The sequence below is a fragment of the Mycobacterium ahvazicum genome (assembly GCF_900176255.2).
Lineage (GTDB): Bacteria > Actinomycetota > Actinomycetes > Mycobacteriales > Mycobacteriaceae > Mycobacterium > Mycobacterium ahvazicum.
This window is the reverse complement of record NZ_FXEG02000005.1, coordinates 711293-736326: the sequence shown is the minus strand read 5'-3', so window position 1 is coordinate 736326 and position 25034 is coordinate 711293. Positions and strand designations below refer to the sequence as shown.

At 65.4% G+C, this 25034-nt stretch carries 24 protein-coding genes; 16 read left to right on the top strand and 8 right to left on the bottom strand.

The window, feature by feature from the left end:
* Window positions 1-2: 2 nt before the first annotated feature.
* The gene (locus tag MAAFP003_RS24655; RefSeq protein ID WP_096290265.1) at window positions 3-782 is read left to right on the top strand and encodes a fructosamine kinase family protein; all 780 of its coding nucleotides are present in this window, start codon (window positions 3-5) and stop codon (window positions 780-782) included.
* Between the two features lie 11 nt (window positions 783-793).
* Here the strand turns inward: MAAFP003_RS24655 and pstS are convergent, their stop codons facing one another.
* Window positions 794-1924, bottom strand: a complete 1131-nt coding sequence (pstS, locus tag MAAFP003_RS24650) for a phosphate ABC transporter substrate-binding protein PstS (RefSeq protein WP_096290264.1) — start codon at window positions 1922-1924, stop codon at window positions 794-796.
* Window positions 1925-2082: 158 nt separating this feature from the next.
* On the opposite strand from pstS, the gene MAAFP003_RS24645 reads away from it, so the two are divergent.
* Both MAAFP003_RS24645 and MAAFP003_RS24640 read left to right on the top strand, forming a co-directional pair.
* The gene (locus tag MAAFP003_RS24645; RefSeq protein WP_096290263.1) at window positions 2083-2907 is read left to right on the top strand and encodes an amidohydrolase family protein; all 825 of its coding nucleotides are present in this window, start codon (window positions 2083-2085) and stop codon (window positions 2905-2907) included.
* Window positions 2904-4454, top strand: a complete 1551-nt coding sequence (locus MAAFP003_RS24640; RefSeq protein WP_096290262.1) for an acetolactate synthase large subunit — start codon at window positions 2904-2906, stop codon at window positions 4452-4454. Before MAAFP003_RS24645 ends, MAAFP003_RS24640 begins: the two co-directional genes overlap by 4 nt.
* Window positions 4455-4478: 24 nt before the next feature.
* Here the strand turns inward: MAAFP003_RS24640 and MAAFP003_RS24635 are convergent, their stop codons facing one another.
* The 4 genes from MAAFP003_RS24635 to MAAFP003_RS24620 are packed head-to-tail and all read right to left on the bottom strand — an operon-like array spanning window position 4479 to window position 9021.
* Window positions 4479-5192, bottom strand: a complete 714-nt coding sequence (locus tag MAAFP003_RS24635) for a serine hydrolase (protein ID WP_096290261.1) — start codon at window positions 5190-5192, stop codon at window positions 4479-4481.
* Window positions 5193-5196: 4 nt separating this feature from the next.
* The gene (gene fadD17, locus MAAFP003_RS24630; protein ID WP_096290260.1) at window positions 5197-6705 is read right to left on the bottom strand and encodes a long-chain-fatty-acid--CoA ligase FadD17; all 1509 of its coding nucleotides are present in this window, start codon (window positions 6703-6705) and stop codon (window positions 5197-5199) included.
* 4 nt (window positions 6706-6709) lie between these two features.
* Window positions 6710-7807, bottom strand: coding sequence for an acyl-CoA dehydrogenase family protein (locus MAAFP003_RS24625; protein ID WP_096290259.1), 1098 nt, complete (start codon window positions 7805-7807; stop codon window positions 6710-6712).
* Between the two features lie 23 nt (window positions 7808-7830).
* Window positions 7831-9021: an acyl-CoA dehydrogenase gene (locus tag MAAFP003_RS24620; protein ID WP_096290258.1), complete on the bottom strand. Its 1191-nt coding sequence runs from the start codon at window positions 9019-9021 to the stop codon at window positions 7831-7833.
* 191 nt (window positions 9022-9212) lie between these two features.
* Here MAAFP003_RS24620 and MAAFP003_RS24615 point away from each other — a divergent pair, with 191 nt between their 5' ends.
* From MAAFP003_RS24615 to MAAFP003_RS24560, 12 genes are all read left to right on the top strand, one after another.
* Window positions 9213-9404, top strand: a complete 192-nt coding sequence (locus MAAFP003_RS24615) for a ferredoxin (protein ID WP_096291388.1) — start codon at window positions 9213-9215, stop codon at window positions 9402-9404.
* Between the two features lie 35 nt (window positions 9405-9439).
* On the top strand, window positions 9440-10354 hold the full coding sequence (locus MAAFP003_RS24610) for a 3-oxoacyl-ACP reductase (RefSeq protein WP_096290257.1): 915 nt from the start codon (window positions 9440-9442) through the stop codon (window positions 10352-10354).
* 237 nt (window positions 10355-10591) lie between these two features.
* Window positions 10592-11356: an MlaE family ABC transporter permease gene (locus MAAFP003_RS24605; RefSeq protein ID WP_036471724.1), complete on the top strand. Its 765-nt coding sequence runs from the start codon at window positions 10592-10594 to the stop codon at window positions 11354-11356.
* A 19-nt stretch (window positions 11357-11375) separates the two neighbouring features.
* On the top strand, window positions 11376-12218 hold the full coding sequence (locus tag MAAFP003_RS24600; RefSeq protein WP_096290256.1) for an MlaE family ABC transporter permease: 843 nt from the start codon (window positions 11376-11378) through the stop codon (window positions 12216-12218).
* Window positions 12219-12235: 17 nt separating this feature from the next.
* Entirely contained in the window at window positions 12236-13438 is a 1203-nt protein-coding gene (locus MAAFP003_RS24595; RefSeq protein WP_096290255.1) for an MCE family protein, read from the top strand.
* Window positions 13438-14493 (top strand): MCE family protein, encoded by a 1056-nt coding sequence (locus MAAFP003_RS24590; protein ID WP_096290254.1) that lies wholly within the window; start codon window positions 13438-13440, stop codon window positions 14491-14493. The genes MAAFP003_RS24595 and MAAFP003_RS24590 overlap by 1 nt, the downstream gene beginning before the upstream one ends.
* Entirely contained in the window at window positions 14480-15544 is a 1065-nt protein-coding gene (locus MAAFP003_RS24585) for a virulence factor Mce family protein (RefSeq protein WP_096290253.1), read from the top strand. Before MAAFP003_RS24590 ends, MAAFP003_RS24585 begins: the two co-directional genes overlap by 14 nt.
* Before the next feature lie 16 nt (window positions 15545-15560).
* Window positions 15561-16994 carry a virulence factor Mce family protein gene (locus MAAFP003_RS24580; protein WP_096290252.1) on the top strand — a complete coding sequence of 478 codons (1434 nt, stop codon included), beginning with the start codon at window positions 15561-15563 and terminating at the stop codon, window positions 16992-16994.
* Window positions 16991-18148: a virulence factor Mce family protein gene (locus MAAFP003_RS24575; RefSeq protein WP_096290251.1), complete on the top strand. Its 1158-nt coding sequence runs from the start codon at window positions 16991-16993 to the stop codon at window positions 18146-18148. The genes MAAFP003_RS24580 and MAAFP003_RS24575 overlap by 4 nt, the downstream gene beginning before the upstream one ends.
* A gap of 10 nt (window positions 18149-18158) precedes the next feature.
* On the top strand, window positions 18159-19847 hold the full coding sequence (locus MAAFP003_RS24570) for a virulence factor Mce family protein (RefSeq protein WP_096290250.1): 1689 nt from the start codon (window positions 18159-18161) through the stop codon (window positions 19845-19847).
* Complete coding sequence (locus tag MAAFP003_RS24565; protein WP_096290249.1) at window positions 19848-20561, top strand: mammalian cell entry protein; 714 nt, start codon at window positions 19848-19850, stop codon at window positions 20559-20561. It abuts the gene before it with no gap.
* Entirely contained in the window at window positions 20561-21052 is a 492-nt protein-coding gene (locus MAAFP003_RS24560; RefSeq protein ID WP_096290248.1) for a mammalian cell entry protein, read from the top strand. The genes MAAFP003_RS24565 and MAAFP003_RS24560 overlap by 1 nt, the downstream gene beginning before the upstream one ends.
* A 10-nt stretch (window positions 21053-21062) precedes the next feature.
* Here the strand turns inward: MAAFP003_RS24560 and MAAFP003_RS24555 are convergent, their stop codons facing one another.
* The 3 genes from MAAFP003_RS24555 to MAAFP003_RS24545 all read right to left on the bottom strand — a co-directional run bounded on the left by MAAFP003_RS24555 (window position 21063) and on the right by MAAFP003_RS24545 (window position 23366).
* The gene (locus MAAFP003_RS24555) at window positions 21063-21641 is read right to left on the bottom strand and encodes a hypothetical protein (RefSeq protein WP_096290247.1); all 579 of its coding nucleotides are present in this window, start codon (window positions 21639-21641) and stop codon (window positions 21063-21065) included.
* A gap of 78 nt (window positions 21642-21719) precedes the next feature.
* Window positions 21720-23201, bottom strand: a complete 1482-nt coding sequence (locus tag MAAFP003_RS24550) for an alpha,alpha-trehalose-phosphate synthase (UDP-forming) (protein WP_096290246.1) — start codon at window positions 23199-23201, stop codon at window positions 21720-21722.
* On the bottom strand, window positions 23202-23366 hold the full coding sequence (locus MAAFP003_RS24545) for a hypothetical protein (protein WP_090607062.1): 165 nt from the start codon (window positions 23364-23366) through the stop codon (window positions 23202-23204).
* A 597-nt stretch (window positions 23367-23963) separates the two neighbouring features.
* Between MAAFP003_RS24545 and MAAFP003_RS29425 the strand changes: the two genes are divergently transcribed.
* Window positions 23964-24929: a DivIVA domain-containing protein gene (locus MAAFP003_RS29425; protein WP_096290245.1), complete on the top strand. Its 966-nt coding sequence runs from the start codon at window positions 23964-23966 to the stop codon at window positions 24927-24929.
* The last annotated feature ends 105 nt before the right edge of the window (window positions 24930-25034 follow it).

Genomic DNA, 25034 nt, shown 5'->3' with positions numbered 1-25034 from the left:
CCCTGACCGACTTCGTCAAACAGCACGCCGGCGCACCTTCGGGGTACTTCGCCTGGGAAGCCGCGGGACTGCGATGGCTTGCGGCGGTCGACGGCGGTGTGCCCTGCGCGCCGATCGTGTCGGTTGACGCGACGAGCCTGACCCTGCGGCGCCTCGAATCGGTGCGCCCCGATCCGGTGGCGGCGCATACCTTCGGCAGCCGATTGGCCGTCACGCACGACGCGGGTGCTCCGGCGTTCGGCGCCGGTCCCGACGGTTGGGACGGGCCGGGCTTCTTCGGGCCTGTAAGGCCCCCGTCGCGGCCATTGCCGATGTCGCTGCGCCGCCATCAAAGCTGGGGCGACTTCTACGCCGAAGAGCGGTTGGCTCCGATGCTCGAGCTCGCCGCGCGCGGCCTCGACGCGTCGACCCGGGCCGCGATCGAGGCCGTGATACGACGTTGCCGGGCAACCGATTTCGACGACGACGACGACCGGCCTGCCCGCCTGCACGGCGACCTGTGGGGCGGCAACGTGATGTGGACTCCAGGGGGCGTGGTCCTGATCGACCCGGCCGCGCACGCCGGGCACCGCGAGAGCGACCTGGCGATGCTCGCGCTATTCGGCTGTCCGCACTACGACGCCGTCATCGCGGGGTATCAGCAGGTGCGACCGCTGCAACCGGGTTGGCGCGAGCGCGCCGGCCTGCATCAGCTTTACCCGCTGCTGGCTCATGTCGTGTTGTTCGGGGGCGGGTACGCCCAGCGCACCCACGCTTGTGCCCGCGCCGCGTTACAAGTCTGAGAGGACGTGCGCTAGCTGGCGATCTTCGCGGTCTGGGCCTCGGACAGTTTCTGGACCGAATCCGGCAGTGGCCGAAGGTAAATGTGCACCGAGTCCAGGAAGTTGGGTTTGTTGCCGTCGGTGATTACCCAGTGCAGGAAGGCCTGCACGGTCTGTGCCACCGCAGGGTCCTTCTGTTTGGCGTAGACGATCGCGTACTCGTAGTTGGCGATCGGGTAACCGTCCGGGGCGGGCCCGTTGACCAGTGAGATCACCTGGTTGGCGGGAACTTGCGAGGCGGAGCCGGTCGCTGCCGCCTGAATACTTTCAGGCGCGGGCGGCACGTAATTCCCCGCTGCGTTGGCCAGTTGGGCTTCGCCCAGTCCCCTCTGACTGGCCTGCTCGTGGTAGCTGCTGGCGAGGTAGGCGATGCAGCCCGGATTTTCGGCGCAGCCGGTCACCATGCCCGCCATGCCGGGAGCACCGGTCTCACCGAGCGCGCCCGGGACCGCGGGAAAGTCGACGGCGGTGCCGAAACCGGTGGACTTGCCCCAGCCGTCGGGGTCTTGCTTGGACAGGTACTCGGTGAACAGGAAGGTGTCGCTGGTCCCCGGATCCGAACGGTGCAGTGGAACCACGCGAATCGCCGGCAAACTCACCCCCGGGTTCAGGACCGCGATTTGCGGGTCATTCCAGGTTCTGATGGTGCCCTGGTACATGGCCGCCAGCACTTTGCCGTTCAGCTTCAGGTGGTCGGTGACGCCGGGCAGGTTGTAGTGGACGTACACGGCGGAAACGGCCAGCGCAATGTTCATCAGCCCTGGATGGGCCGCCATGTCGGCCTCGGACAGGTGGACGCCGGAGGCGCCGAGGTTGACCGCTCCGGCCGCGGCCTGCGAGATGCCGACTGCGGCCGGCGCGCGGCTGATATTTATCGTGACGTTGAGGTACTTGAAGTGATAAGCGGCCACCCACGCATCGAGCAGCGGGTAGAGGTCCTTGGAGCCGGTCTCCGACAGCGTCACGTTTGACGTTGGTGGGGCGGTGGCGATGGTGACGGCGGCGCTGGCGGTCGACGACGCGCCCGACGAGTGTGAACCGCAGGCAGCGGTGATCAACAGCAGCGGAATGACCGCGCCTAGCGCGAGCAAACGAATGTTCATCGGCCCTCGTCGAGTTTCCGTCGTCCCTGGCAGCCACCGGGAAGCCTGCGAACACTATTGCAGTTCCACACATGTTCTACAGCGGTTCCAATCGAGGCTGCTTGCCTGACCATCCGCTTGCCCTATGTGGCCGGTACGGGCCGTACAGTCGAATCGCGATGACGATCGATGTGTGGATGCAGCACCCCACTGCGCGGTTCCTGCGCAGCGACATGCTGGCGTCCTTGCGCCGCTGGACGGGTGGCGCCATGCCGGACGCCGATATCCCGATCGACGTCACCGTCGCGGCGATGGACGCGGCCGACGTCGGCTTCGGGCTGCTCAGCGCGTGGTATGGACCCCACGGTCAGGACCTGGTCTCCAACGACGAGGTCGCCGAGTGGGTTCGGTTGCACCCGAACCGGTTTGCCGGTCTGGCGACCGTGGATCTGGATCGCCCGATGCAGGCGGTCCGTGAGCTACGGCGCCGGATCGCCGAAGGATTTGCCGGGCTGCGGTTGGTGCCCTGGCTGTGGAACGCGCCGCCCACCGATCGCCGTTACTACCCGCTGTTCGCCGAGTGCGTGGAGGTCGGCGTGCCGTTCTGCACGCAAGTCGGCCACACCGGACCACTGCGCCCCTCGGAGACCGGGCGCCCGATTCCCTACATCGACCAGGTGGCGCTGGATTTTCCCGAGCTGGTGATCGTGTGCGGACATGTCGGCTATCCGTGGACCGAGGAGATGGTGGCCGTCGCGCGCAAGCATGAGAATGTCTACATCGATACGTCCGCGTACACCATTGAGCGGCTGCCGGAAGAACTGATCCGGTTCATGAAAACCGGTACCGGACAACGCAAAGTCCTGTTCGGCACCAACTACCCGATGATCACGCACACGCACGCCTTGGCCGGGCTCGACGGGCTGGGGCTTCCCGACGCGGCCCGCCACGACTTTCTGCACGGCAATGCCGAACGCATATTCAAACTGGAGGCAAGCAGGTGAACGGTGCGCAGGCTCTGATCAACACCCTGGTCGACGGCGGCGTGGACGTGTGCTTCGCCAATCCCGGTACCTCGGAGATGCACTTCGTGGCCGCACTGGACACCGTTCCCCAAATGCGGGGCGTGCTGGCCCTTTTCGAGGGCGTCGCGACGGGCGCGGCCGATGGCTATGCCCGCATCGCCGAGCGGCCGGCGGCAGTGTTGCTGCATCTGGGGCCAGGCTTGGGCAATGGCCTGGCCAACCTGCACAACGCGCGCCGGGCGCATGTGCCGATGGTGGTCGTCGTCGGAGACCACGCCACCTATCACAAAAAGTTCGACGCCCCACTGGAATCCGATATCGACGCGCTCGCGGGCAGTGTCTCGGGATGGGCGCGCCGCACGGCCACCGCCGCCGATGTGGCGCTCGACGCCGCCGAGGCGATCGCGGCGAGTCGGTCCCGTTCGCAGATCTCCACGCTGATCCTGCCCGCCGACGCGTCCTGGTCGGATGGCGCCCAGCCCGCCGCAGCACCGTCCGCGCGGCCGGCGAGTGCGGACCCGCTGCTGGCGCCCGCGGTCGCGCAGGTCCTGCGATCGGGGGAACCGGCGGTGATCATGGTGGGCGGTGACGCGACCCGCGGCCCCGGGCTGGCCGCCGCCGCGCGGATCGCGCAGGCAACCGGGACTCGCTGGCTTTGCGAGACGTTTCCGACGCGCCTGGAACGAGGCGCCGGCGTTCCCGCCGTCGAGCGGTTGGCGTATTTCGCCGAGGCCGCCGCGGCCCAACTGGACGGCGCCAAGCATCTGATCCTGGCCGGTGCCAAATCTCCGGTGTCGTTCTTCGCCTACCCGAACATGCCCAGCGACCTGGTACCGGCGGGTTGCGAGGTGCACGTGCTCGCCGACTACCTCGGTGCGGCCGATGCGCTGATCGCGCTGGCCGACGAGATCGCACCCGGCACGGTCGCGCCCCTGGCCGCCGCGTCGCGCCCGCGGCTGCCGACCGGCGCGTTGACCTCGGCGTCGGCGGCCGACGTGATCGGCGCGCTGCTGCCCGAACGGGCGATCGTCGTCGACGAGTCGAACACCTCGGGCCTGATGCTGGCGCAGGCCACTGCCGGGGCGCCGGCGCACGATTGGCTGACGCTGACCGGCGGGGCGATCGGCTACGGCATCCCCGCCGCGGTCGGCGCCGCGGTGGCCGCCCCGGACCGGCCGGTGCTGTGCCTGGAGTCCGACGGGTCGGCGATGTACACGATCGCCGGGCTGTGGACGCAGGCGCGCGAGAACCTCAACGTGACCACCGTGCTGTACGACAACAGCGCCTACGACATCTTGCGGATTGAGCTGCAGCGCGTCGGTGCCGGTTCTGCCCCCGGTCCCAAGGCCCTTGATCTGCTTGATTTATCACGTCCCACAATGGATTTCGTCAAGATCTCCGAGGGCATGGGGGTACCGGCCCGCCGGGTGGACACCGCCGAGGAGTTCGCCGACGCGTTGCGCGAAGCCCTGGCCGAACCGGGGCCGCATCTGATCGACGCGGTGGTGCCTTCGATCACGGGTTGACGCCCCATGATTGGGCCGCATCCGTCAATAACGGGCCAGCACGGGAAGCCGGCTGACGAGCCAGTCCGTCAACGTGTTGACGACCTCGACTCCGGTTTCAAATCCGCCATCGTGGACTTCGGCCGCCACTGCCACGCCCCATTCCCCCGAAGGCGTGGGCAGGATCCCGAATTGCCGTACCAGGTACTCGCCATCGGTGCCCGGGCCCCAACCACCTTTAGCCGCAGCACCATTGGCGGCCAGGCCCCATCGGTGGTCGGGCGTGAGGTCGGCCATCAGCTCGATCACATCCGCCGCGCCCGGTACCGACGGCAACTCCGCGGCAAATCGCGCCTGCCGCTGCAGCGTCCACTGCGTCTGGCCGAATGCGGTGTAGCCGCGTCGAAGTCGCCGCGATTCGACCACCGTCGCGGTGTCGCCACCTTCGGCGACGACGCCCTGTACCTTGCGGGCCGCGTCCACCGGTTCGCCCAGCAGCGACCACAACTGTTCGGATGCGCGATTGTCGGATTCGGTGATGGCCTTGACCGCCGGCTCGCGGGCGTTGAGCCAATCGCTGCGCAACGCCGCGATCGCCAACGGCACTTTGATCGTCGACCAGGCGACGCCCGACCACCACCTGCCCAGTGAATAAGTCCGGTCCGGACGCGCGATCGCCACACCGATGTTGGCCGGTACCGCGTCGGAGAGCTGTTCAAAACTCGCTTCCAGCGCGAGTTCCAGAGGCCGGGACGTCATAGGGCTATCGGGGTATCGGCCATACCCGATCATGACAGTCGACACCTTCGGCCGCCAACTGGCGTTTGAGCACCTTGAAAGTCACCGTCCGCGGCAGCTCCGCGCTGATCCGGACGTACGACGGCCATTGTTTGGGCCCCAGATCGGGCTGCTCGGCCAGGAACGCCCGAAACTTCTCGGCGTCGAACTCGCTGCCCGGTGCCATCACCAAAGCGGCCATCACCTGGTCACCGACCACCGGGTCGGGGATCGCATAGACGGCGACCTCGGCCGCGTCGGGGTATCGCGACAGAACCCGTTCGATCGGTGCCGCACCGAGGTTCTCGCCGTCGACCCGCATCCAATCACCAAGGCGCCCAGCGAAGTACGCGAATCCGTCCTCGTCGCGATAGGCGAGGTCACCACTGTGATAGATGCCGCCGGCCATTCGCTCGGCCTCGGCGGCAGCGTCGTTGTAGTAACCCTCGAAACGGCCCGGCCCGCTGGTGTTCACCAACTCGCCGACGACTCCGGCCGGGCAGGACTTGCCGGTCTCGGGGTCGACGATGTCCAGCCCCTCGGTCAGCGGTCCCAAGGCGCCCGGCGGCGTGTCGGGTGTGCGGGCGATCGCGACTCCACCTTCGGTCGAGCCGAACCCGTCCTGCACCTTGCAGCCGAATCTGCGTGCGAATCGTTCGATGTCGGTGGGCACGCCCTCGTTGCCGTACACCACCCGCAGCGGATTGTCCGCGTCGTCGGGTTGCTCCGGCTGGGCCAGCACATAGGACAGCGGCTTACCGACGTAGTTGGCGTAGGTCGCCCCGTAGCGGCGGACGTCGACCATAAAGTTCGATGCAGAGAACTTGCGCCGCAACGCCATTGAGCCCCGGCACGCCGCAGCCACCGCCCAGCCGACCAGAACCGCGTTGGAATGGAACAACGGCATCGACACATAGCAGACGTCGACACGGCCGAGGTCGAACCGTTGTGTCATTGTCGTTCCGGCGATCGCGACCTTGCCATGGCTGCACTTCACCGCCTTGGGCTCCCCGCTGGTGCCCGAGGTGAAGATCAGCATGAAGAGGTCTTCGGCCGACGCTGACTGGAAACTCAACTCGGCATCACGATGTGCGTCGACTTCGGCCACCCACTGCGCCGAATCGACGTTCAGGTGATCGATGTCATCCAGTGTCGCAGCGGATTTCGAGTCGGCGAGGACCAGCTGGCAGTCGGCCCGGCTGATATCGCGGGCCAGTGCCTCGCCGCGGCGCACCGAGTTGAGACCGACCGGCACGATCCCCGACGTGCCGGCCGCCGTCAACATCGCCGAGAAGAACGGCGTGTTCTCCAGCAGTACGCCGACGTGCGGCGGCCGGTTGGGGTCGAGCCGCTCGCGCAGCGTCGCCGCGATCGCGGCACCGTGTCGCAGATGATCGCGCCAGCTGGTGAACGACTCCTCGAAGTAGATCCCCCGGTCGTCGATCTCAGCCAGCGGCTCCAGCAGCTTGGTGACCGTCGGGTCGGCCGGAATCACGAAGCTAGGCAGGAGTTTCCGCCAGCTCGCGACCGATGCGGCGCAGCTGCCCGGTGGCACCGCCCAACGCGAACTCCGCCTCTTTGGCGGCCAGGAAGTAGCGGTGTGCGGGGTGATCGGTGTCGACGCCCACGCCACCGTGCACGTGCACGATGGTGTGCGCGACGCGGTGTCCGGCGTCGGCGGCCCAGAACGCGGCGCTGGCCACGTCGATCTCGGCGGGGATGTCCTCGGAGACCTTCCACGCCGCCTGGGTGAGCGTCAGCCGCAGCCCCTTGACGTCGATGTAACCGTCGGCCAGTCGTTGTGACACCGCTTGGAAGCTGCCGATCGGACGGTCGAATTGCTCGCGCTCGCGGGCGTATTCGGCCGTCATCTGCAAACCGCGATCGAGCACCCCGAGCTGATAGGCGCTGCGGCCCAGGGTCCCCAGCGTGCCGAGCCAGGCGACGACTTCGCTTCCGCCGACCTTGCGGGCCTCGTCCACCGCTACGCCGTCCAGCGCGAGATGCCCGACACTGTTCTTCCCGGTGGTCGCCAGCGTGGTCACCTTGACGCCCTCGTCTTCGGCGCTGACCAGGAAAACGGCTGTGCCGGAATCGGTTTCGGCCGGAACAAGGAAGGCATCCGCAACGGGGCCGAAGAAGACCTGGGTGCGCGTCCCGGTCAGCTGGTAACCGTCACCGGCGCGGGTGGCCCGCACGGGGCCCTCACCCATCTCGCCGTCCAGGGCGGGCGTCAGGATCTTCTCTCCCTTGACGGCGGGTACTCCCCAGGTCTGCTGCAGATCCTCGGAGCCGAAGCGTGCCAGCACTCCGGCGCCCAGCATCACCGATTCCAGGTACGGCACGGCGGCCAACTGGCGACCGAGCGCAACCAGGATCGCGACCTGTTCGAGCGCACCGAAACCGTCGCCGCCCAGCGCCGACGCCGACGCACTGGTGAGAATGTCGGCCTCGATCAGCTTCTGCCACAGGCCGCGGTCGAACCGTTGATCGAGCCCGTCGAGCTCGCGCTGATGCTCCGGTGTGCACACCGAGTCCACGATCGTGTCGACCAGGCCGCCGAGGTCAGTCGCCGCTTCGGTTGTCGTGAAATCCATTCCGATGCCGTCCTTGTCGATGCTTAGCGGTTTCGAGGCAGCCCGAGGGCGACCATGCCGATGATGTCGCGCTGCACCTCGTTGGTGCCGCCGCCGAAGGTGAGGATCAGGCATGCGCGGTGCATCCGCTCGACCCGGCCGCGCAACAGCGCACCCGGCGAGTCCTGGCGCACCGTCGCCGCGGTGCCCAGCACCTCCATCAGCAGCCGGTAGGCCTCGGTGGCCAGCTCGGTGCCGTACACCTTCGCCGCCGACGCGTCCGCGGGGCCCAGGTCGTGCCCCTGCGCCCCCCCTGCTTCAGAGGCCAGTTCCCAGTTGATCAACTTGAGCACCTCGGCCTTGGCGTGCACTCGCGCCAGGTTCAGCTGGACCCACTCGGAGTCGATCAGCCTGGCCCCGCCGTCGTCCTTGGTGTTTTGCGCCCATTCGCGAACCTCGCGCAGGGCCAGGAAGATCGGTTGCGGCGAGACCAGGGCGACTCGCTCGTGGTTGAGCTGGTTGGTCACCAGCTTCCAGCCGCCGTTCTCCTCGCCGATCAGGTTGGTCACCGGGACGCGCACGTCCGAGTAATAGGTGGCGCTGGTGTCCACCCCGGCCATCGTGTGCACGGGAGTCCAGGAGAAGCCCTCGGCGGTCGTCGGCACCGCCAGCATCGAAATGCCGCGGTGCTTCTTGGCTTCGGGGTTGGTGCGCACCGCCAGCCAGACCCAGTCGGCGTAGGCGATCAGGCTGGTCCACATCTTTTGGCCGTTGATCACGTAGTCGTCGCCGTCGCGGACCGCCGTGGTGCGCAGGTTCGCCAGGTCGGTGCCGGCGCCGGGCTCGGAGTAACCGATCGAGAAGTGCAGTTCTCCGGCGGCGATCTTGGGCAGGAAGAATTTCTTCTGCTCTTCGGTGCCGAACGCCATGATCGTGGGTGCCACGCTGTTGATCGTCAGGAACGGCACCGGCACGCCGGCGATCGCGGCTTCGTCGGTGAAGATCAGCGAGTCCATCGGGGACCGGTCCTGGCCGCCGTACTCCTTGGGCCAGTTCAGGGTGAGCCACCCATCCTTGCCCATCTGCGCAACGGTGTCGCGATACGCGTTGCCCGTTCCGACCTCGCCCTGGGTCGAGTGCAGCGCCTCGCGGCGTTCCGGCGTCATGAGCGCGGTGAAGTACGACCGCAGCTCGCGACGCAGCTCCTCCTGTTCAGGGGTGTAACTGATGCGCATTCCAGCCGTCCTTTTGGTTGAACGTGACAAGCGGCTATTTGACCAACGGCGACCCGTTCGTCTTCCCGGTTGTAACACGTTCTAGTCTGGGAATCCAGCGACCGTTTCCTCAGACGCACGTGAGCCCTATGGTGGAGCTACATTCTGATGGGACACAGGACGAGATCCGGGCCAGCTTCAAGGAGGATGCCGTGCGGGTGATCGTGGATCGTGACCGGTGCGAGGGCAACGCGGTGTGCTTGGGAATCGCACCAGATGTCTTCGACCTCGATGATGAGGACTACGCCGTCGTAAAGCTCGATCCGATTCCGTCCGACCAAGAAAATCTCGCCGAGCAGGCGATCGCCGAGTGCCCGCGCGCGGCGTTGCTGCGCGAAGACTAGCGGCGAGAGACCCCGAAACTAGAGGTATTCATAAATTGACTAGCAGCACGAACGCGACCGATCTATCCGGGAAGGTCGCGGTGGTGACCGGTGCGGCCGCGGGACTCGGGCGCGCCGAAGCGCTTGGTCTGGCCCGCCTCGGCGCCACCGTCGTCGTCAACGACATCGCCGCCGCCCTGGATGCCTCGGACGTGATCGACGAGATCGGCGCCGCCGGTTCCAAGGCCGTCGCGGTGACCGGTGACATCAGCCAGCGCTCGACGGCCGACGAGCTGGTGTCGTGCGCCGACGGCCTGGGCGGACTCGACATCGTGGTCAACAATGCCGGCATCACCCGCGACCGGATGCTGTTCAACATGTCCGACGAGGAATGGGACCAGGTCATCGCGGTGCACCTGCGTGGGCACTTCCTGCTCACCCGCAACGCCGCGACCTACTGGCGCAGCCGGGCCAAGGACGCCGGCGGATCGATCTTCGGCCGGATCGTCAACACCGCCTCCGAGGCCGGACTGGTGGGTCCGGTCGGGCAGGCTAACTACGGCGCCGCCAAGGCCGGCATCATCTCGCTCACCCTGACCGCGGCCCGGGCGCTGGGCCGTTACGGGGTGTGTGCCAACGCGATCTGCCCACGCGCGCGCACCGCGATGACGGCGGACGTGTTCGGCAGCGCACCGGATATAGAGGACGGCGGCGTCGACCCGCTGTCGCCCGATCACGTGGTGAACCTGGTGCAGTTCCTAGCGTCTCCCGCGGCCGCCGAGGTTAACGGTCAGGTGTTCATCGTTTACGGACCTCAAGTGACATTGGTCTCAGCTCCGACGGCGGAGCACCGATTCATCGCGGACGGCGCCGCGTGGGACTCGGACGACCTCAGCAGCACTTTGCGCGACTACTTTGCTGGTCGGGATCCAGAACGTAACTTTGCCGCGACCGCATTAATGGAACAATAGCGACGCGAAGCTGTTTCTCCGGGCGAAATCAGCTAGTAGAACGTGTGTCAGATTGGCACTGACTTAAGGCCGCTGACCAGGACAAATTAGCGGTTTAGACAGAGATAACCTGTTCATTGACACCGTGAACTTTCTCTGAGTTAATATGATCCGGCTCACACGGAGCCGGCTGCGAGTAAAGACAACGCAAAGGCGAAGCACAGGCTTCGCCGTGAGCAGCAAAGGGGGGCTACCGGGTTGATCGAACAGCTTGCGGTTCCCGCCCGTGCTGTCGGCGGGTTTTTCGAGATGATGATCGATACGGCCCGTGCCTCTTTCCGACGACCGTTTCAAGGCCGCGAGTTTCTGGATCAGACGTGGATGATCGCGCGGGTGTCGTTGGTCCCGACTCTGTTGGTCTCGATCCCGTTCACGGTCCTGGTCGCATTCACCCTCAATATCCTGCTTCGCGAGATCGGCGCGGCCGATTTGTCCGGCGCCGGAACGGCGTTCGGCACCATCACCCAGTTGGGCCCGGTGGTGACCGTGCTCGTTGTCGCCGGGGCGGGCGCCACCGCGATCTGTGCCGACCTCGGTGCCCGCACCATCCGCGAAGAAATCGACGCGATGCGGGTGCTCGGCATCGACCCGATCCACCGGCTGGTGGTGCCCCGCGTTCTGGCCTCTACCGTTGTCGCACTGTTGCTCAACGGTTTGGTGTGCGCGATCGGCTTGTCCGGTGGGTACGTTTTCTCCGTGTTTCTCCAGGGGGTGAATCCAGGCGCGTTCATCAACGGGTTGACCGTGTTGACCGGTCTGCGCGAGTTGGTGCTCGCCGAAGTCAAGGCGCTGCTGTTCGGTGTGATGGCCGGTCTGGTCGGCTGCTACCGCGGCCTCACCGTCAAGGGTGGGCCGAAGGGCGTCGGCAACGCGGTCAACGAAACCGTCGTCTACGCGTTCATCTGTCTGTTCGTCATCAACGTCGTGATGACGGCCATCGGCGTGCGGTTCTCGACCAAATGACGAGGCGAGTGATCACGCGATGAGTTACGACGTCACTTACCGGTTCCGCCGCGTGTTCTCCCGGCTGCAGGGGCCGGTCGACGACTTCGGCGAGCAGGCGCTCTTCTACGGCCAAACCGTGCGCTACGTCCCCAACGCGCTGACCCGGTACCGCAAGGAGACGATCCGGCTGGTCGCGGAGATGACCCTGGGGGCCGGCGCGCTGGTGATGATCGGCGGCACGGTCGGCGTCGCGGCGTTCCTGACGCTGGCCTCCGGAGGGGTCATCGCCGTCCAGGGTTACTCGTCGCTGGGCAACATCGGTATCGAGGCATTGACCGGCTTCCTCTCGGCGTTCCTGAACGTGCGCGTGGTCGCACCGGTCATTGCCGGCATCGCGCTGGCCGCCACGATTGGTGCCGGTGCCACCGCCCAACTGGGCGCGATGCGGGTCTCGGAGGAGATCGACGCCGTCGAATGCATGGCGGTGCACTCGGTGTCCTACCTGGTGTCGACGCGACTGATCGCCGGCCTGGTCGCGATCGTGCCGCTGTATTCGCTCTCGGTGCTCGCCGCGTTTTTCGCCGCCCGGTTCACCACGGTTTTCATCAACGGGCAGTCGGCGGGTCTCTACGACCACTACTTCAATACATTCCTCATCCCCTCGGACCTCCTTTGGTCGTTCCTGCAGGCCATCGTGATGTCCATTGCGGTGATGCTGGTCCATACCTATTACGGCTACAACGCCAGTGGCGGGCCGGTGGGAGTGGGCATCGCGGTCGGTCAGGCGGTGCGGACCTCGCTGATCGTCGTTGTCGTCATTACTTTGTTCATCTCGCTGGCTGTGTACGGCGCGTCCGGTAACTTCAACCTCTCGGGGTAAGGGGACCGCTTAAACACATGTCGGATACCGGATCGCGACGCACACATGTTCGGCTGGCAGCGGCGCTGCTGGCCAGTTTGTTGGTGGCGTTTTCGGTGCTGACGTACCTCTCGTACACAGCGGCTTTCGCCTCCGTCGACACGGTCACCGTCGCGGCGCCACGTGCTGGTCTGGTGATGGACAAGGGCGCCAAGGTCAAGTACCGCGGCATCCAGATCGGCAAGGTCACCGACATCAGCTACGGGGGTGAGCAGGCACGCCTGACGCTGGCGATCAACAGCGACGACCTGCATTTCATCCCCTCCAACGCGCCGGTGCATATCGCGGGTAATACGATCTTCGGCGCCAAGTCGGTGGAATTCGTGCCGCCCCAGGCTCCTTCGCCGACATCGCTGCGTCCCAACGCACACGTCGAGGCCTCCGCGGTGCAACTGGAAGTCAACACGCTGTTTCAGTCGCTGATGGATCTGCTGCACAAGGTCGACCCGATTGAATTGAACGGGACGCTCAGCGCTTTCGCCGAAGGTTTGCGCGGTCATGGTGACGACTTGGGTGCGCTGCTCTCGGGCGTGAATACCCTGGCACAGCAAACGAATCCGAAGTTGCCCGCGCTGCAGGAGGACTTCCGCAAGGCCGCGATCGTCACAGGTGTGTACGCCGACGCCGCCCCGGACCTGAACACGATCTTCGACAACCTGCCCACCATCAACAGGACCGTCGTCGACCAGCAGAAGAATCTCAACGACACCCTGCTGGCCACGATCGGCCTGTCCAACAACGCTTACGAGACGTTGCAGCCGGCCGAGAAGGACCTGATCGACACGATCAACAGGCTGCGGGCCCCACTCAAGGTGGCCTCGGACTACTCGCCCGAATTCGGTTGCCTGTTCGCGGGTATCGATCGGGGGCTCAAGGAGTTCGGCCCAATTCTGGGTGTCCGCAAGGCGGGCCTGTTCACCTCGTCGAGCTTCGTCCTGGGCGCGCCGGCCTACACGTACCCGGAGTCCCTGCCGATCGTCAACGCTTCGGGCGGACCCAACTGCCGTGGGCTGCCTGACATTCCGAACAAGCAGAACGGCGGATCGTGGTATCGGGCGCCGTTCCTGGTCACCGATAACGCCAACATCCCGTACGAGCCGTTCACCGAACTGCAGTTCGACGCGCCCTCGACGCTGCAGTTCTTGTTCCACGGCTCGTTCGCCGAACGGGACGACTTCTGATGGCGGGGTCGGAAATGCCATCGCACCGGTCGATGGTGATCAAGGTCAGCATTTTCACGGTAGCGATGCTGCTGGTCGCCGCGGGTTTGGTGGTGGTCTTCGGCGACTTCCGGTTCGGCAACGAAAGCAGCTATCACGCAACGTTTATCGACGCGTCTCGACTGAAGGCCGGCCAAAAGGTTCGCATTTCCGGTGTACCCGTCGGTTCGGTGAACGGCGTCAAACTCAACCCGGACAACACCGTCGACGTGGCATTCGGCATCGACAGCCGCTACACGCTGTACTCGTCCACGCGCGCGGTGATCCGCTACGAAAACCTGGTCGGTGACCGTTTCCTCGAGATCACGTCGGGTCCGGGGGAGCTGCGCAAGCTGGCGCCGGGCGGCACGATCAACGCCCAACACACCCAGCCCGCACTGGATTTGGATGCGCTGCTGGGTGGACTGCGGCCGCTGCTCAAGGGTTTGGACGCCGACAAGGTCAACACGATCAGCGGCGCCGTCATCGAGTTGTTGCAGGGCCAGGGCGGGGCGTTGTCGAACGTGCTGGCCGACACCAGTGCTTTCTCGACGGCGCTGGGCCAGCGCGACCAACTCATCGGCGACACGATCACCAATCTGAACCAGGTGCTGGGCACCATCGATCAAAAGAGCGCGCAATTCTCGACCAGCGTCGACCAGCTGCAGCAATTGATCAGTGGGCTGGCCAAGAACAAGGACTCGATCGCCGGAGCCATTCCGCCGCTCGCGTCGACGACGACGGATCTCACTGAGCTGCTGAAGAATTCACGTCGGCCGCTGCAAGGCATCCTGGAAAACACCCGGCCGTTGGCCACCGAGATCGACAACCGCAAGGCCGAGGTCGACAACGACGTCGAGCAACTGGGCGAGGACTATCTGCGCCTGGCCGCACTCGGTGCCTATGGCTCGTTCTTCAACATCTACTTCTGCTCCGTGACGATCAAAATCAACGGACCGGCCGGTAGCGACATCCGCCTGCCCCTGGGTGGCCAGGTGGATCCCAGTCAAGGAAGGTGCGCATTTGTCAAGCAATGACAAGCGTGAACGTGATCCGTTGCGCACCGGGGTCTTCGGCGTGGTGCTGGTCCTGTGCGTGGTGTTGCTCGCGTTCGGTTACTCCAACTTGCCATTCTGGCCGCAGGGCCGGGTCTACGACGCCTATTTCAGTGACGCCGGCGGTATCTCGCCCGGCAACTCCGTGTACGTGTCGGGCTTCAAGGTGGGCAAGGTGCAGGCGGTCGGTCTGGCCGGCGACAGTGCGAAGGTGACGTTCTCCGTCGATCGCCACGTCGCGGTCGGTGACCAGTCACTGGCCGCGATCCGCACCGACACCATCCTGGGTGAGCGCTCCATTGCGGTGACTCCTGCCGGTCACGGCAAGGCCACCACGATTCCGCTGAGCCGCACGACGACGCCGTACACGCTGGCCGGTGCCCTCGAGGATCTGGGTCAAAATGCCAACAACCTGAACAAGCCGCAGTTCGAACAGGCGTTGAACGTTCTCACCGACACGCTGCACGGCGCCACCCCGGAACTGCGCGGCGCGCTGGACGGGGTGACCTCGTTGTCCCGCACCCTGAATCGCCGAGACGAGGCGCTGCAAAGCCTGCTTGCACATGCGAAGTCGGTGACAGCGGTGTTGTCCGACCGGGCCAATCAGGTCAACAAATTGGTCGACGACGGCAACGAGTTGTTCGCCGCGCTCGACGAGCGCCGCGCCGCCCTGGGGCAATTGATCTCGGGCATCAACGACGTCTCGGTCCAGATTTCCGGCTTCGTCGCCGACAACCGCAAGGAGTTCGGCCCCGCCCTGAGCAAGCTCAACGACGTGCTGAGCAACCTCAACGAGCGCCGCGACTACATCACCGAGGCCCTCAAGCGGTTGCCCACGTACGCCACCGAGCTCGGCGAGGTGGTCGGGTCCGGGCCCGGATTCAACGTCAACGTCTACGGCGTCATTCCGGCACCGCTGCTGGCCACGATGTTTGACTTCTTCTACCAGCCGGGCAAGCTGCCGGCCAGCCTCTCCGACTACCTGCGCGGGTTGATCCAGGAACGCTGGACCATCCGCCCGAAGTCGCCATGATGCCGGGATCGTCCTCATGAGGAGGATCGCCGGCAGCCGCGGGCTGCGCTACACCACCATCATCGCGCTGGTCGCGGTGCTGGTGGGTGGCGTGTATGTGCTTACCGCGAAGGCGAATAAACGCACCATCACCGGATACTTCACGTCCGCGGTCGGGTTGTATCCCGGAGATCAGGTACGGGTGCTCGGTGTGCCGATCGGCACGATCGACTCCATCGAGCCGCGGCCGTCGGACGTCAAAATCACGATGTCGGTGCCCAAGGACGTGAAGATCCCCAAGGACGCCAAGGCCGTCATCATGTCGCCGAATCTGGTGGCGGCCAGGTTCATTCAGCTCGCGCCGGCCTACACCGGTGGGGCGGTGCTACCCGACGGCGCCAGCATCGATCTGTCCCGCACCGCGGTTCCGGTGGAATGGGACGAGGTCAAAGAAGCCCTGACCCAATTGGCGGTCTCGTTGGGACCGACCGCCGGCTCGATGCAGGGGCCGTTGGGCGCGGCGATCAACCAGGCCGCGGACACGTTCGACGGCAAGGGCCAATCGTTCCACAGTGCGCTGCAGGAGCTTTCGCAAGTGGCTGGGCGACTGGGGGATTCGCGCAGTGACATCTTCGGCACGATCAAGAACCTGCAGGTGCTGGTCAACGCGCTGTCGGCGAGTAACGACCAGATCGTGCAGTTCGCCGGAAACGTCGCGTCGGTATCGCAGGTGCTCGCCGACAGCTCACGCCATCTGGACAACACGCTGGGCAACCTCAACCAGGCACTCACGGACATCCGCGGGTTCCTGCACCAGAACAACTCGACGCTGATCGATACGGTCAACCAGCTCAACGACTTCAGCAAGACATTGAGCGATCAGAGCGACAACATCGAACAGGTGCTGCACGTCGCCGGCCCCGGTATCGCCAACTTCTACAACATCTATGACCCGGCCCAGGGCACGCTGAACGGCCTGTTGTCGATTCCCGAGTTCGCCAACCCGGTGCAGTTCATCTGCGGTGGCTCCTTCGAGACGGCCGCCGGCCCGCGCGCACCCGACTATTACCGGCGTGCCGAGCTGTGCCGCGAACGGCTGGGACCGGTGCTGCGCCGGCTGGCGGTCAATTACCCGCCGGTCATGTTCCACCCGCTCAACACGATCACCGCGTACAAGGGTCAGATCATCTACGACACCCCGGCCACGGAAGCCAAGGCGCAGACCCCGATTCCGCAGCTGACCTGGATACCGGCTCAAGGTGTTCCGCCGCCGGCCGTCCAGAATCCGGCCGACTTGCAGGCCCTGCTGGTGCCGACCGCCCCGCAGGCTGGACCGGCGCCGGGTCCGGCCGGCGCGCCCTCGCCCGCTCCTGCTCCCGGTCCCGGCCCGGGATCCGCGTTCGGCCCCCTGCCGGGTCCTGCGCCGGGCCCCGCCGCAGGACTGCAAAATGCTCCGGGCGGCGGCGGATGAGACGAATCATGTTGCGCGGCAGCGCATTAGCGGCGGGCAGCGGATTGCTCGCCCGCTGCCCGTTCGGCGGGCTGAACTCGCTGTCGATGCCGGGCACCGCCGGTCACGGCAGCGGCGCATTCTCGATCACAGTCGAAATGCCCGACGTCGCGACGTTGCCGCAGAACTCACCGGTGATGGTCGACGACGTCACGGTCGGCAGTGTGGCCGGTATCGCTGCCGAGCAGCGCTCCGACGGATCCTTTTATGCCGCAGTAAAATTGGCGCTGGACAAGAATGTCGTGTTGCCGGCGAACTCCACCGCCACCGTCGCGCAGACCTCGTTGCTGGGTTCGCTGCACATCGATCTGGCGGCGCCCAAGGGCAAGCCGGCGACCGGCCGCCTCGTCGACGGGTCCAAGATCTCGGAGTCCAACACCGGCCGATTCCCGACCACCGAGGAGGTCTTCTCGGCCCTTGGCGTCGTGGTCAACAAGGGCAATCTCGGTGCGCTGGAAGAGATCACCGATGAGACGTACCAGGCGGTGGCGGGACGGCAGAACCAGTTCGTCGACCTGGTACCCAGGCTGGCTGAATTGACGTCGGGACTCAACCGGCAGGTGGGTGACATCATCGATGCGGTCGACGGTTTGAACCGGTTTTCCGCGACGCTCGCGCGCGACAAGGACAATCTGGCCCGGGCGCTGGACACCCTGCCCGAGGCGCTGAAGGTGCTCAACAAGAATCGCGAACACATTGTCGACGCGTTCGCTTCGCTGAAGAAGTTGGCGACGGTCACCTCACACGTATTGTCGAAGACGAAGACCGACTTCGCCGAAGATCTCAAAGACCTGTATTCGGTCGTCAAGGCGCTCAACGACAACCGGAAGAACCTCGTCACGTCGCTGCAGATATTGCTGACGTTCCCCTTCCCCAACTACGGCATCAAGCAAGCCGTCCGTGGCGACTACCTCAACGTGTTCACCACGTTCGACCTGACTTTGCGCCGACTCGGTGAGACGTTCTTCACCACGTCGTATGCGCTCGACCCGAACATGATGCACATGAGCGAGATCCTCAACCCGCCCGACTTCTTGACCGGCGAACTGGCAAACCTGTCCGGACAGGCGGCCGACCCGTTCAAGATTCCGCCCGGCACGGCTTCGGGACAGTAAGGGCGGCACGATGATTGACAAACTCACCAGGATTCAGCTCTGGGTATTCGCGGTGATCACCGCGGTCACGCTGACCATCATGGCGATCTTCTACCTGCGCTTGCCCGCGACGTTCGGCATCGGGACCTATGTTGCCAATGCCGACTTCGTCGCCGGCGGCGGTCTGTACAAGAATGCCAACGTCACCTATCGCGGCGTCGCCGTCGGCAGGGTGGAGTCGGTGGCACTGAACCCAAGTGGCGTCACCGCCGAGATGCGGCTGAACAGCGGCACTCCCATTCCGTCGAACGTCATCGCCACCGTGAAGAGCGTGTCGGCCGTCGGTGAGCAGTACATCGACCTGGTGCCACCCAAGGATCCGGCATCGAGCAAGTTGCACAACGGTTCTCGCATCGACCGGGCGAACACCCGGATCGGTCAGGACGTCGCCGATCTGTTGAAGCGAGCCGAGACGCTGGTCAACAGCCTGAGTGACACCCGGCTAAAAGAGCTGCTGCACGAGACGTTCCAGGCGGCCAACGGTTCGGGTCCAGAGCTGGCCCGGTTGCTGGAATCGGCCCGGTTGCTGGTGGACGAGGCCAACGCCGACTATCCGCAAGTCTCACAGCTGATCGATCAGGCGGGTCCGTTCCTGCAATCCCAGATCCGTGCCGGCGCTGACATCAAGTCGCTGGCAGATGGGTTGGCGCGGTTCACTTCCGAGGTGCGACGGGCCGACCCTCAGCTCCGTTCGACGTTGGCCACCGCGCCGGGCGCCGCCGACGAGGCAAGCACCGCGTTCTCCGGCATCCGCCCCAGTTTCCCGGCGCTGGCCGCCAACCTTGCGAACCTGGGCCGGGTCGGCGTGATCTACCACAAGTCGATCGAGCAGCTGTTGGTGGTATTGCCGGCGCTGTTCGCCGCGATCATCACGATGGCGGGCGGCCCGCCCCTCGACGAGGGCGGCAAGTTGGACTTCAAGCTCGACCTCAACGACCCGCCGCCGTGCGCTGTCGGGTTCTTGCCGCCGCCGTTGATGCGCACCCCTGCCGACGAGACGGTGCGCGAACTCCCAAGGGATATGTACTGCAAGGTCGCGCAGAACGACCCCAGCACCGTGCGTGGCGCGCGCAACTATCCATGCCAGGAGTTCCCCGGCAAGCGTGCCCCGACGATTCAGCTGTGTCGTGACCCGAAGGGCTACGTCCCGATTGGGCGTAACCCGTGGCGCGGTCCGCCGGTGCCGTACAACACGCCGCAGACAAATGGGCTGAACACGTTGCCGCCCAACAAGTTCCCCTACATTCCGCCGGAAGCGGAGCCGGACCCGGGTACGCCCATCGTCGGTCCACCCCCGCCGGGTGTGGTGCCGGGGCCGGGGCCGCTGCCCAACCACCAGCCCGCCTTCGATCCCCCGCCGCCCAACGACAGGCCGCCGCCGCCGGGCAACCCGTCGTGGATGCCGCCCGGCGTCCCCCCGGTGCCGCCGCTGCTCCCGTATCCGAAGTGGCTGCCGCCTCCATCACCCCCGCAGGCCATGGGTCCGCCGGTTGCGCCGAGTCTGCCGTCACAGGCCGGCGGCCCCGCGTACACCACCTATGACGAGTCCACCGGCGCGTTCAGGGACCCGGCAGGAGGCACTGGTATCTTCGCGGCCGGCGCGAACACGTCGAGCGCCGAGAATTGGGTGGACCTCATGCTTGATCCAAGGCCGATGTAAGTGGCCTCTGCAACAGGGGGCGAACAATCCACGACGCCACCGCGTACTCGTCGCCGGGCATCGCGCGCGGCCGGTCCGGCGAAGAGCGAGTCGAGCATCGCGACCGAGATTGCGCTCGAGGCTCCCGCCGCACCGAAGAAGCAACCGGTCAAACGCGCCAAGACCCTCAAGGCGCTCAAGCCGCCACCGCGGCGGCGGCCGAATGGTCGCATGGTTGGCTGGATTTCGTTCGCGGCCGCATTGTTGGCGCTTGGCGGGCTGGCGGCGGGCCTGACCGCCCTGGTTATTTCGCAGCGTCACGCCGAAGCCGCGCAGGCCCGTGATCAGCGTTTCGTCGACACCGCCACGCAGACGGTGCAAAACATGTTCAGTTACAAGCAGGACAACATCGACGAGAGCGTGAACCGTTTCTACAACGGCACCAGCGGACCGCTGCGCGGCATGCTGGGCGCCAATAACAACATCGAAAACCTCAAGGCGCTTTTCCGTTCCACCAACGCGACGTCGGAGGCAGTGATCAACGGCGCGGCTCTGGAAGGCATTGACACGGTTACGGATAACGCCTCGGTGCTGGTGTCGGTCCGGGTAACGGTGGCCGACATCGACGGCGTGCACAAGCCATCCATGCCCTACCGACTGCGAGTCGTCGTGCACGAGGACGAGCAGGGGCACATGACGGGTTACGACCTGAAGTACCCCGACGGGGGCAACTGATGCGTTGGCGGCGTTGGCTGATCGCCACCGCGGGATACCTCGCGGTCGTGGGCGTGGTCGGGTTGTCCGCTGCGGCCGGCTGGTTCTACTGGGAACGGGTGGAGATCCGTGGCGAGCAGGCGGCGCGAGCGGTGTTACCGCAGCTGGCCGCCAAAGAGGTGCCCGCCGTGTTCGCTTATGACTACCAGACCGTCGAACGCAGTCTCGCCGAGGCGTATCCGATGCTGACGCCCGACTATCGCCAGGAATTCCAGAAGAGTGCCAACGCGCAGATCATCCCCGAGGCCAAGAAGCGCGAGGTGGTCGTACAGGCCAATGTTGTTGGCGTTGGGGTCATGTCGGCGAAGCGGGATTCGGCTTCAGTGATGGTGTACATGAACCGCACCGTGACCGACAAGACGCGGCAGCCGCTTTACGACGGCAGCCGACTGCGGGTGGACTTCAAGAGGATCGGCAACAAATGGCTGATCAACTACATCACGCCGATCTAAGCCGATCCGCTCAGAAGCACATCGCAAATTCGTTGCAGTGCATGGGGTAACGCTGGATCGGGCTGGGCGGTGGCCCGGTCATCTGCAGCGAGAACGGCGTCTTCTTCATCGCCGGTTCCATGCCACAGACGGCACCGTGCATCGTGGTATGGGTGCCGCTCATAGATTCGTCGCTGAAGGCCCAGGTTTCGGTGGACGGTGCGGTGCCGCCGCCCGGACAGGACACTCCGTCTGCCTTGTCGACGCCGAAAGTCCACAGCATGCTGGACATCCGGGCCCGGCCGCTGAAGTTCTGCAGTTTGTCGGCAGCGCTGATCTTCTCGTCGGTGGCGCTCACGACGTTCAGCGCGCATTGCATCGCGAAAACGATCGGGTCGGAATAGTCGTTCATATTCCGGGTTCCGGAGGGCTGATCGCAGATCGCGGTGATGGTCCAGGTAACGCCCGATACGCCGGCCTCATTGTAGCTGTACTTGCCGTCCGCCGGTGGGCCGAGAGCGTGTGCCGGGTTACCGGATTCCAGCGCGATTCCGATTGCCACTGCTGAGAAGACGCCGGCTCCTGCGGCCAGCGCGCGACGCATCTTCACAGTGCCCTCCCTTCCGGCTTTCCCAATACGCTGCATCGAGTAAAACAGCGTTTCGGCACCAGCACCATGGGTCCGGCGCTATTTCGTAATCGGCGGATGCGCCTCTGCGAGCGCATCGAGAAATGATCGTGCCCAACGGTCCACGTCATGAGCAAGCACCTGGCGCCGCAACGATCGCATCCGCCGGCGGCCCTCGTCGGCCGGCTGGTTCAGCGCCGCCTCGATCGCGTCCTTGACGCCCTCGAGGTCGTGCGGGTTGACCAGGTATGCCTGTCGCAATTCAGCTGCAGCGCCGGTGAATTCGGACAGAACCAGCGCACCGCCGAGATCGCTGCGGCAGGCGACGTACTCCTTGGCCACCAGGTTCATGCCGTCCCGCAGCGGAGTGACCAGCATGACGTCGCTGGCCACGAAGAACGCGATGAGCTCGTCACGGGGAACCGAGCGATGGATGTAATGGACCACCGGATGCCCGACTTCGGCGTATTCGCCGTTGATGTGGCCGACTTGGCGTTCGATGTCGTTGCGCAGAATCTGGTAGCTCTCCACGCGTTCGCGGCTTGGTGTGGCCAGCTGGACCAGCACCGTGTCGTCACGCTTGATGCGTCCCTCGGCGAGCAACTCCGAAAAGGCCTTCAGCCGGACGTCGATGCCCTTGGTGTAGTCGAGCCGGTCGACCCCGAGCAGGATCTTGCGCGGGTTTCCCAGCTCCGCGCGAATCTCCTTGGCGTGGCGCCGGATGTCGCGGTGCCGGGCTACCTGGTCAAGAGCGCCGGAGTCGATGGAGATGGGGAAGGCGCCCACCCGGACGGTGCGGGATTCCAGCTGCACTTCGCCGAACCGCGACCGCACCCCGACGGCGCCCCGCGAGGTGTTGGCACCGACCAGTTGCCGGGACAAAAACAGGAAATTCTGGGCGCCACCGACCAGATGAAATCCGACCAGGTCGGCCCCCAGCAAGCCCTCGATGATCTCGGTGCGCCACGGCATCTGCATGAACAGCTCGACCGGTGGGAACGGGATGTGCAGGAAGAAGCCGATGGTCAGATCCGGGCGCAGGGTGCGCAGCATCTTGGGGACCAGCTGCAGTTGGTAGTCCTGAACCCAGACCGTCGCGCCCTTCGCGGCGGCGCGGGAGGTGGCTTCGGCGAAGCGCTCGTTGACCTCGACGTAGCGGTCCCACCATTCGCGGTGGTAGATCGGCTTGACGATGACGTCGTGGTACAGCGGCCACAGCGTCGCGTTGGAGAACCCCTCGTAGTACTGGGCGACGTCGTCGGAGGACAGACGTACCGGGTGCAGCTGCAGCTCGTCTTGCGCTACCGGCTCATCGTCGACGTCGACTTCGTCGTCGACGACGCCGGGCCACCCGACCCACGCCCCGCTGCGCTTGCGCAGTAGCGGCTCCAAGGCCGTGACCAGGCCGCCGGGGCTGCGTTTCCAACTTGTGGTGCCGTCGGGGAGCCGTTCCAAATCGACCGGCAGCCGATTAGCGACCACCACAAAGTCGGAATTCCCGAACTCTGAGGTCGTCGAGCGCTGGCTTCCCCGGGGAGCCATTTATGCGTCGAGTTTCGCCGGTCCAATACCGAGCATGGACAAGAAAACGCGGCACTCGTCAGCGTCGTTCGCGTATGCGGCGACGACTCGCCTGGCCTGGTTAGCGGTGCTGTCGGCCAGCGGCTCGACATCGCCGATTTCGCCAGGGTCAGATTTCGTAGGCATGAGACAACTCTATGCGACGCCGATATCGGCCTGCAGGAGTCCGGTGCGGCGAGGGAGCCCGGCCGACCGCGGGACCGGATTTGCTCGTGCCGCGCACCGGGTCGAAACCCGGGCGCAGTCATTTGTTCATGCAAAGAACTGGAATCGTTAACAAGTACCGAATCTTCGTCTTGGTGAGATGCGGTCGCGGGCGCCGCGCCGGAGGGCAACGCAAAGCGCCGGAGTTAAATCCGAAGATTCGCATTCGCCGGCTTCCGGGTGACGATTCCGCGGGGCGTCCTGGCGAACGTTCGCGGCGGCTCAGGCACCGGGCCATCCGGCGGGATCCACCCCGGTCTCAATTGCCGGCCGGGTGACGCCGCGAGGTGCACCGACGCCAGCACGATCACGGTTGCGACGTGGAAAGACGTGGCTTGAGGGTAGTGCCGGGGGCTCGTTTCGCGATAGCCTGCGCAGGGCCGCACCTGTCTGTCTACTGACTGATGTCCAGTTGTTCAAAGGCAAACCAGGATGTCATCGCGACAAAGGCATTATCCTAAGCCGCAGTGCGCCGCATTTTGGCGTTGCGTTGACATCTAAGACTTCGGGAGAAGAACAATGGCTCTCACGCCGGCCGATGTTCACAATGTCGCGTTCTCCAGGGCGCGTATTGGGAAACGTGGCTACAGCGAGCAAGAAGTCGACCTGTTCATCGACCTGGTTGAGCAAGAGCTGATCCGTCACATCGAAGAGGACGCCGAGCTTCGTCACCGCAACGCCGAGCTGCGCAACCGCGACGGGGGGCTCAAGAAGCGGGAAGCCGAGCTGGCCCAGCGGGAAGCGATGCTGCACGAGCACGAATCCGAAGTCCGCCGGAAAGAAGTCGAAATCCGCAAGCACGGGGAACAAGTTCGCCACCAGGAGGCCCAGCTCGCCCACCGGGCAACGCCGCTTCCTCAGCAGGTCGCCCAGCTTCGCTATCGGGAAGCCCAGGTCGCGCAGCGCGAGGCGCAATTCGCCCAGCACGAGGCCGAAGTCGCGCAGCATGAGGCGCAGCTCGCCCAGCGGGAGTCCGAGCTTCGCCGCCGGGAAGCCGAGCTCAACCAGTGGGAGTCTGAGCTTCGTCAGCAGGAGGCCGAGTTCGAGCAGCACGAAGCGCGGCTCGCCGAGCGGGAATCGGAGATTGAACAGCACGAAGCCGAGCTGCACCATCTGTTGGAGCAGCCCCATGCGGTGGCATCCGGCGCAGAGCCGGGGGCCGCCCAGATGGCGCGGCAGCAATTGCGAGCGGTGCCGCCGGTCGCGGTCAACGGGGCCGGGCACCTCGAGGAGACGCGTGCGGTCGCGGCGGTGCACGGGCGCCATGACATGGAGCGGATGGCGATCCGGGCGGTCACCGACACGCTCGGCAACACGCTGACCGAGACGGTGCACGAGCGGACCCGCCGCAGCGAGGGCACCGTCGCCACCGACGAGGTCACCGAACTTGATCAGCTGAAGGAAGAGAACGCCGAGCTGGCCCGCTCGCTGGGCTTGCTCAAATCCGCCGCCGCCCTCCTGGCCGCCGCTCTCGACCGGCCGTAGCTCGGCTGGCCGCAGCTCGACCGGTGGCGACCAACCCGACGCGGAGTTGCTTACACACTCGCCGTAATGTGTAAACAAGCGCATTCAACGACGAACGAGGTGGCG

Coding starts and splice junctions, on each gene's coding strand:
- MAAFP003_RS24625 (WP_096290259.1), bottom strand. CDS start 7,807: ATGGATTTCACGACAACCGAAGCGGCGACTGACCTCGGCGGCCTGGTC.
- MAAFP003_RS24620 (WP_096290258.1), bottom strand. CDS start 9,021: ATGCGCATCAGTTACACCCCTGAACAGGAGGAGCTGCGTCGCGAGCTG.
- MAAFP003_RS24580 (WP_096290252.1), top strand. CDS start 15,561: ATGAGGAGGATCGCCGGCAGCCGCGGGCTGCGCTACACCACCATCATC.
- MAAFP003_RS24590 (WP_096290254.1), top strand. CDS start 13,438: ATGGCGGGGTCGGAAATGCCATCGCACCGGTCGATGGTGATCAAGGTC.
- MAAFP003_RS24560 (WP_096290248.1), top strand. CDS start 20,561: ATGCGTTGGCGGCGTTGGCTGATCGCCACCGCGGGATACCTCGCGGTC.
- MAAFP003_RS24545 (WP_090607062.1), bottom strand. CDS start 23,366: ATGCCTACGAAATCTGACCCTGGCGAAATCGGCGATGTCGAGCCGCTG.
- MAAFP003_RS24570 (WP_096290250.1), top strand. CDS start 18,159: ATGATTGACAAACTCACCAGGATTCAGCTCTGGGTATTCGCGGTGATC.
- MAAFP003_RS24635 (WP_096290261.1), bottom strand. CDS start 5,192: ATGACGTCCCGGCCTCTGGAACTCGCGCTGGAAGCGAGTTTTGAACAG.
- MAAFP003_RS24645 (WP_096290263.1), top strand. CDS start 2,083: ATGACGATCGATGTGTGGATGCAGCACCCCACTGCGCGGTTCCTGCGC.
- MAAFP003_RS24550 (WP_096290246.1), bottom strand. CDS start 23,201: ATGGCTCCCCGGGGAAGCCAGCGCTCGACGACCTCAGAGTTCGGGAAT.
- MAAFP003_RS24575 (WP_096290251.1), top strand. CDS start 16,991: ATGAGACGAATCATGTTGCGCGGCAGCGCATTAGCGGCGGGCAGCGGA.
- MAAFP003_RS24595 (WP_096290255.1), top strand. CDS start 12,236: ATGTCGGATACCGGATCGCGACGCACACATGTTCGGCTGGCAGCGGCG.
- MAAFP003_RS24600 (WP_096290256.1), top strand. CDS start 11,376: ATGAGTTACGACGTCACTTACCGGTTCCGCCGCGTGTTCTCCCGGCTG.
- pstS (WP_096290264.1), bottom strand. CDS start 1,924: ATGAACATTCGTTTGCTCGCGCTAGGCGCGGTCATTCCGCTGCTGTTG.
- MAAFP003_RS29425 (WP_096290245.1), top strand. CDS start 23,964: ATGGCTCTCACGCCGGCCGATGTTCACAATGTCGCGTTCTCCAGGGCG.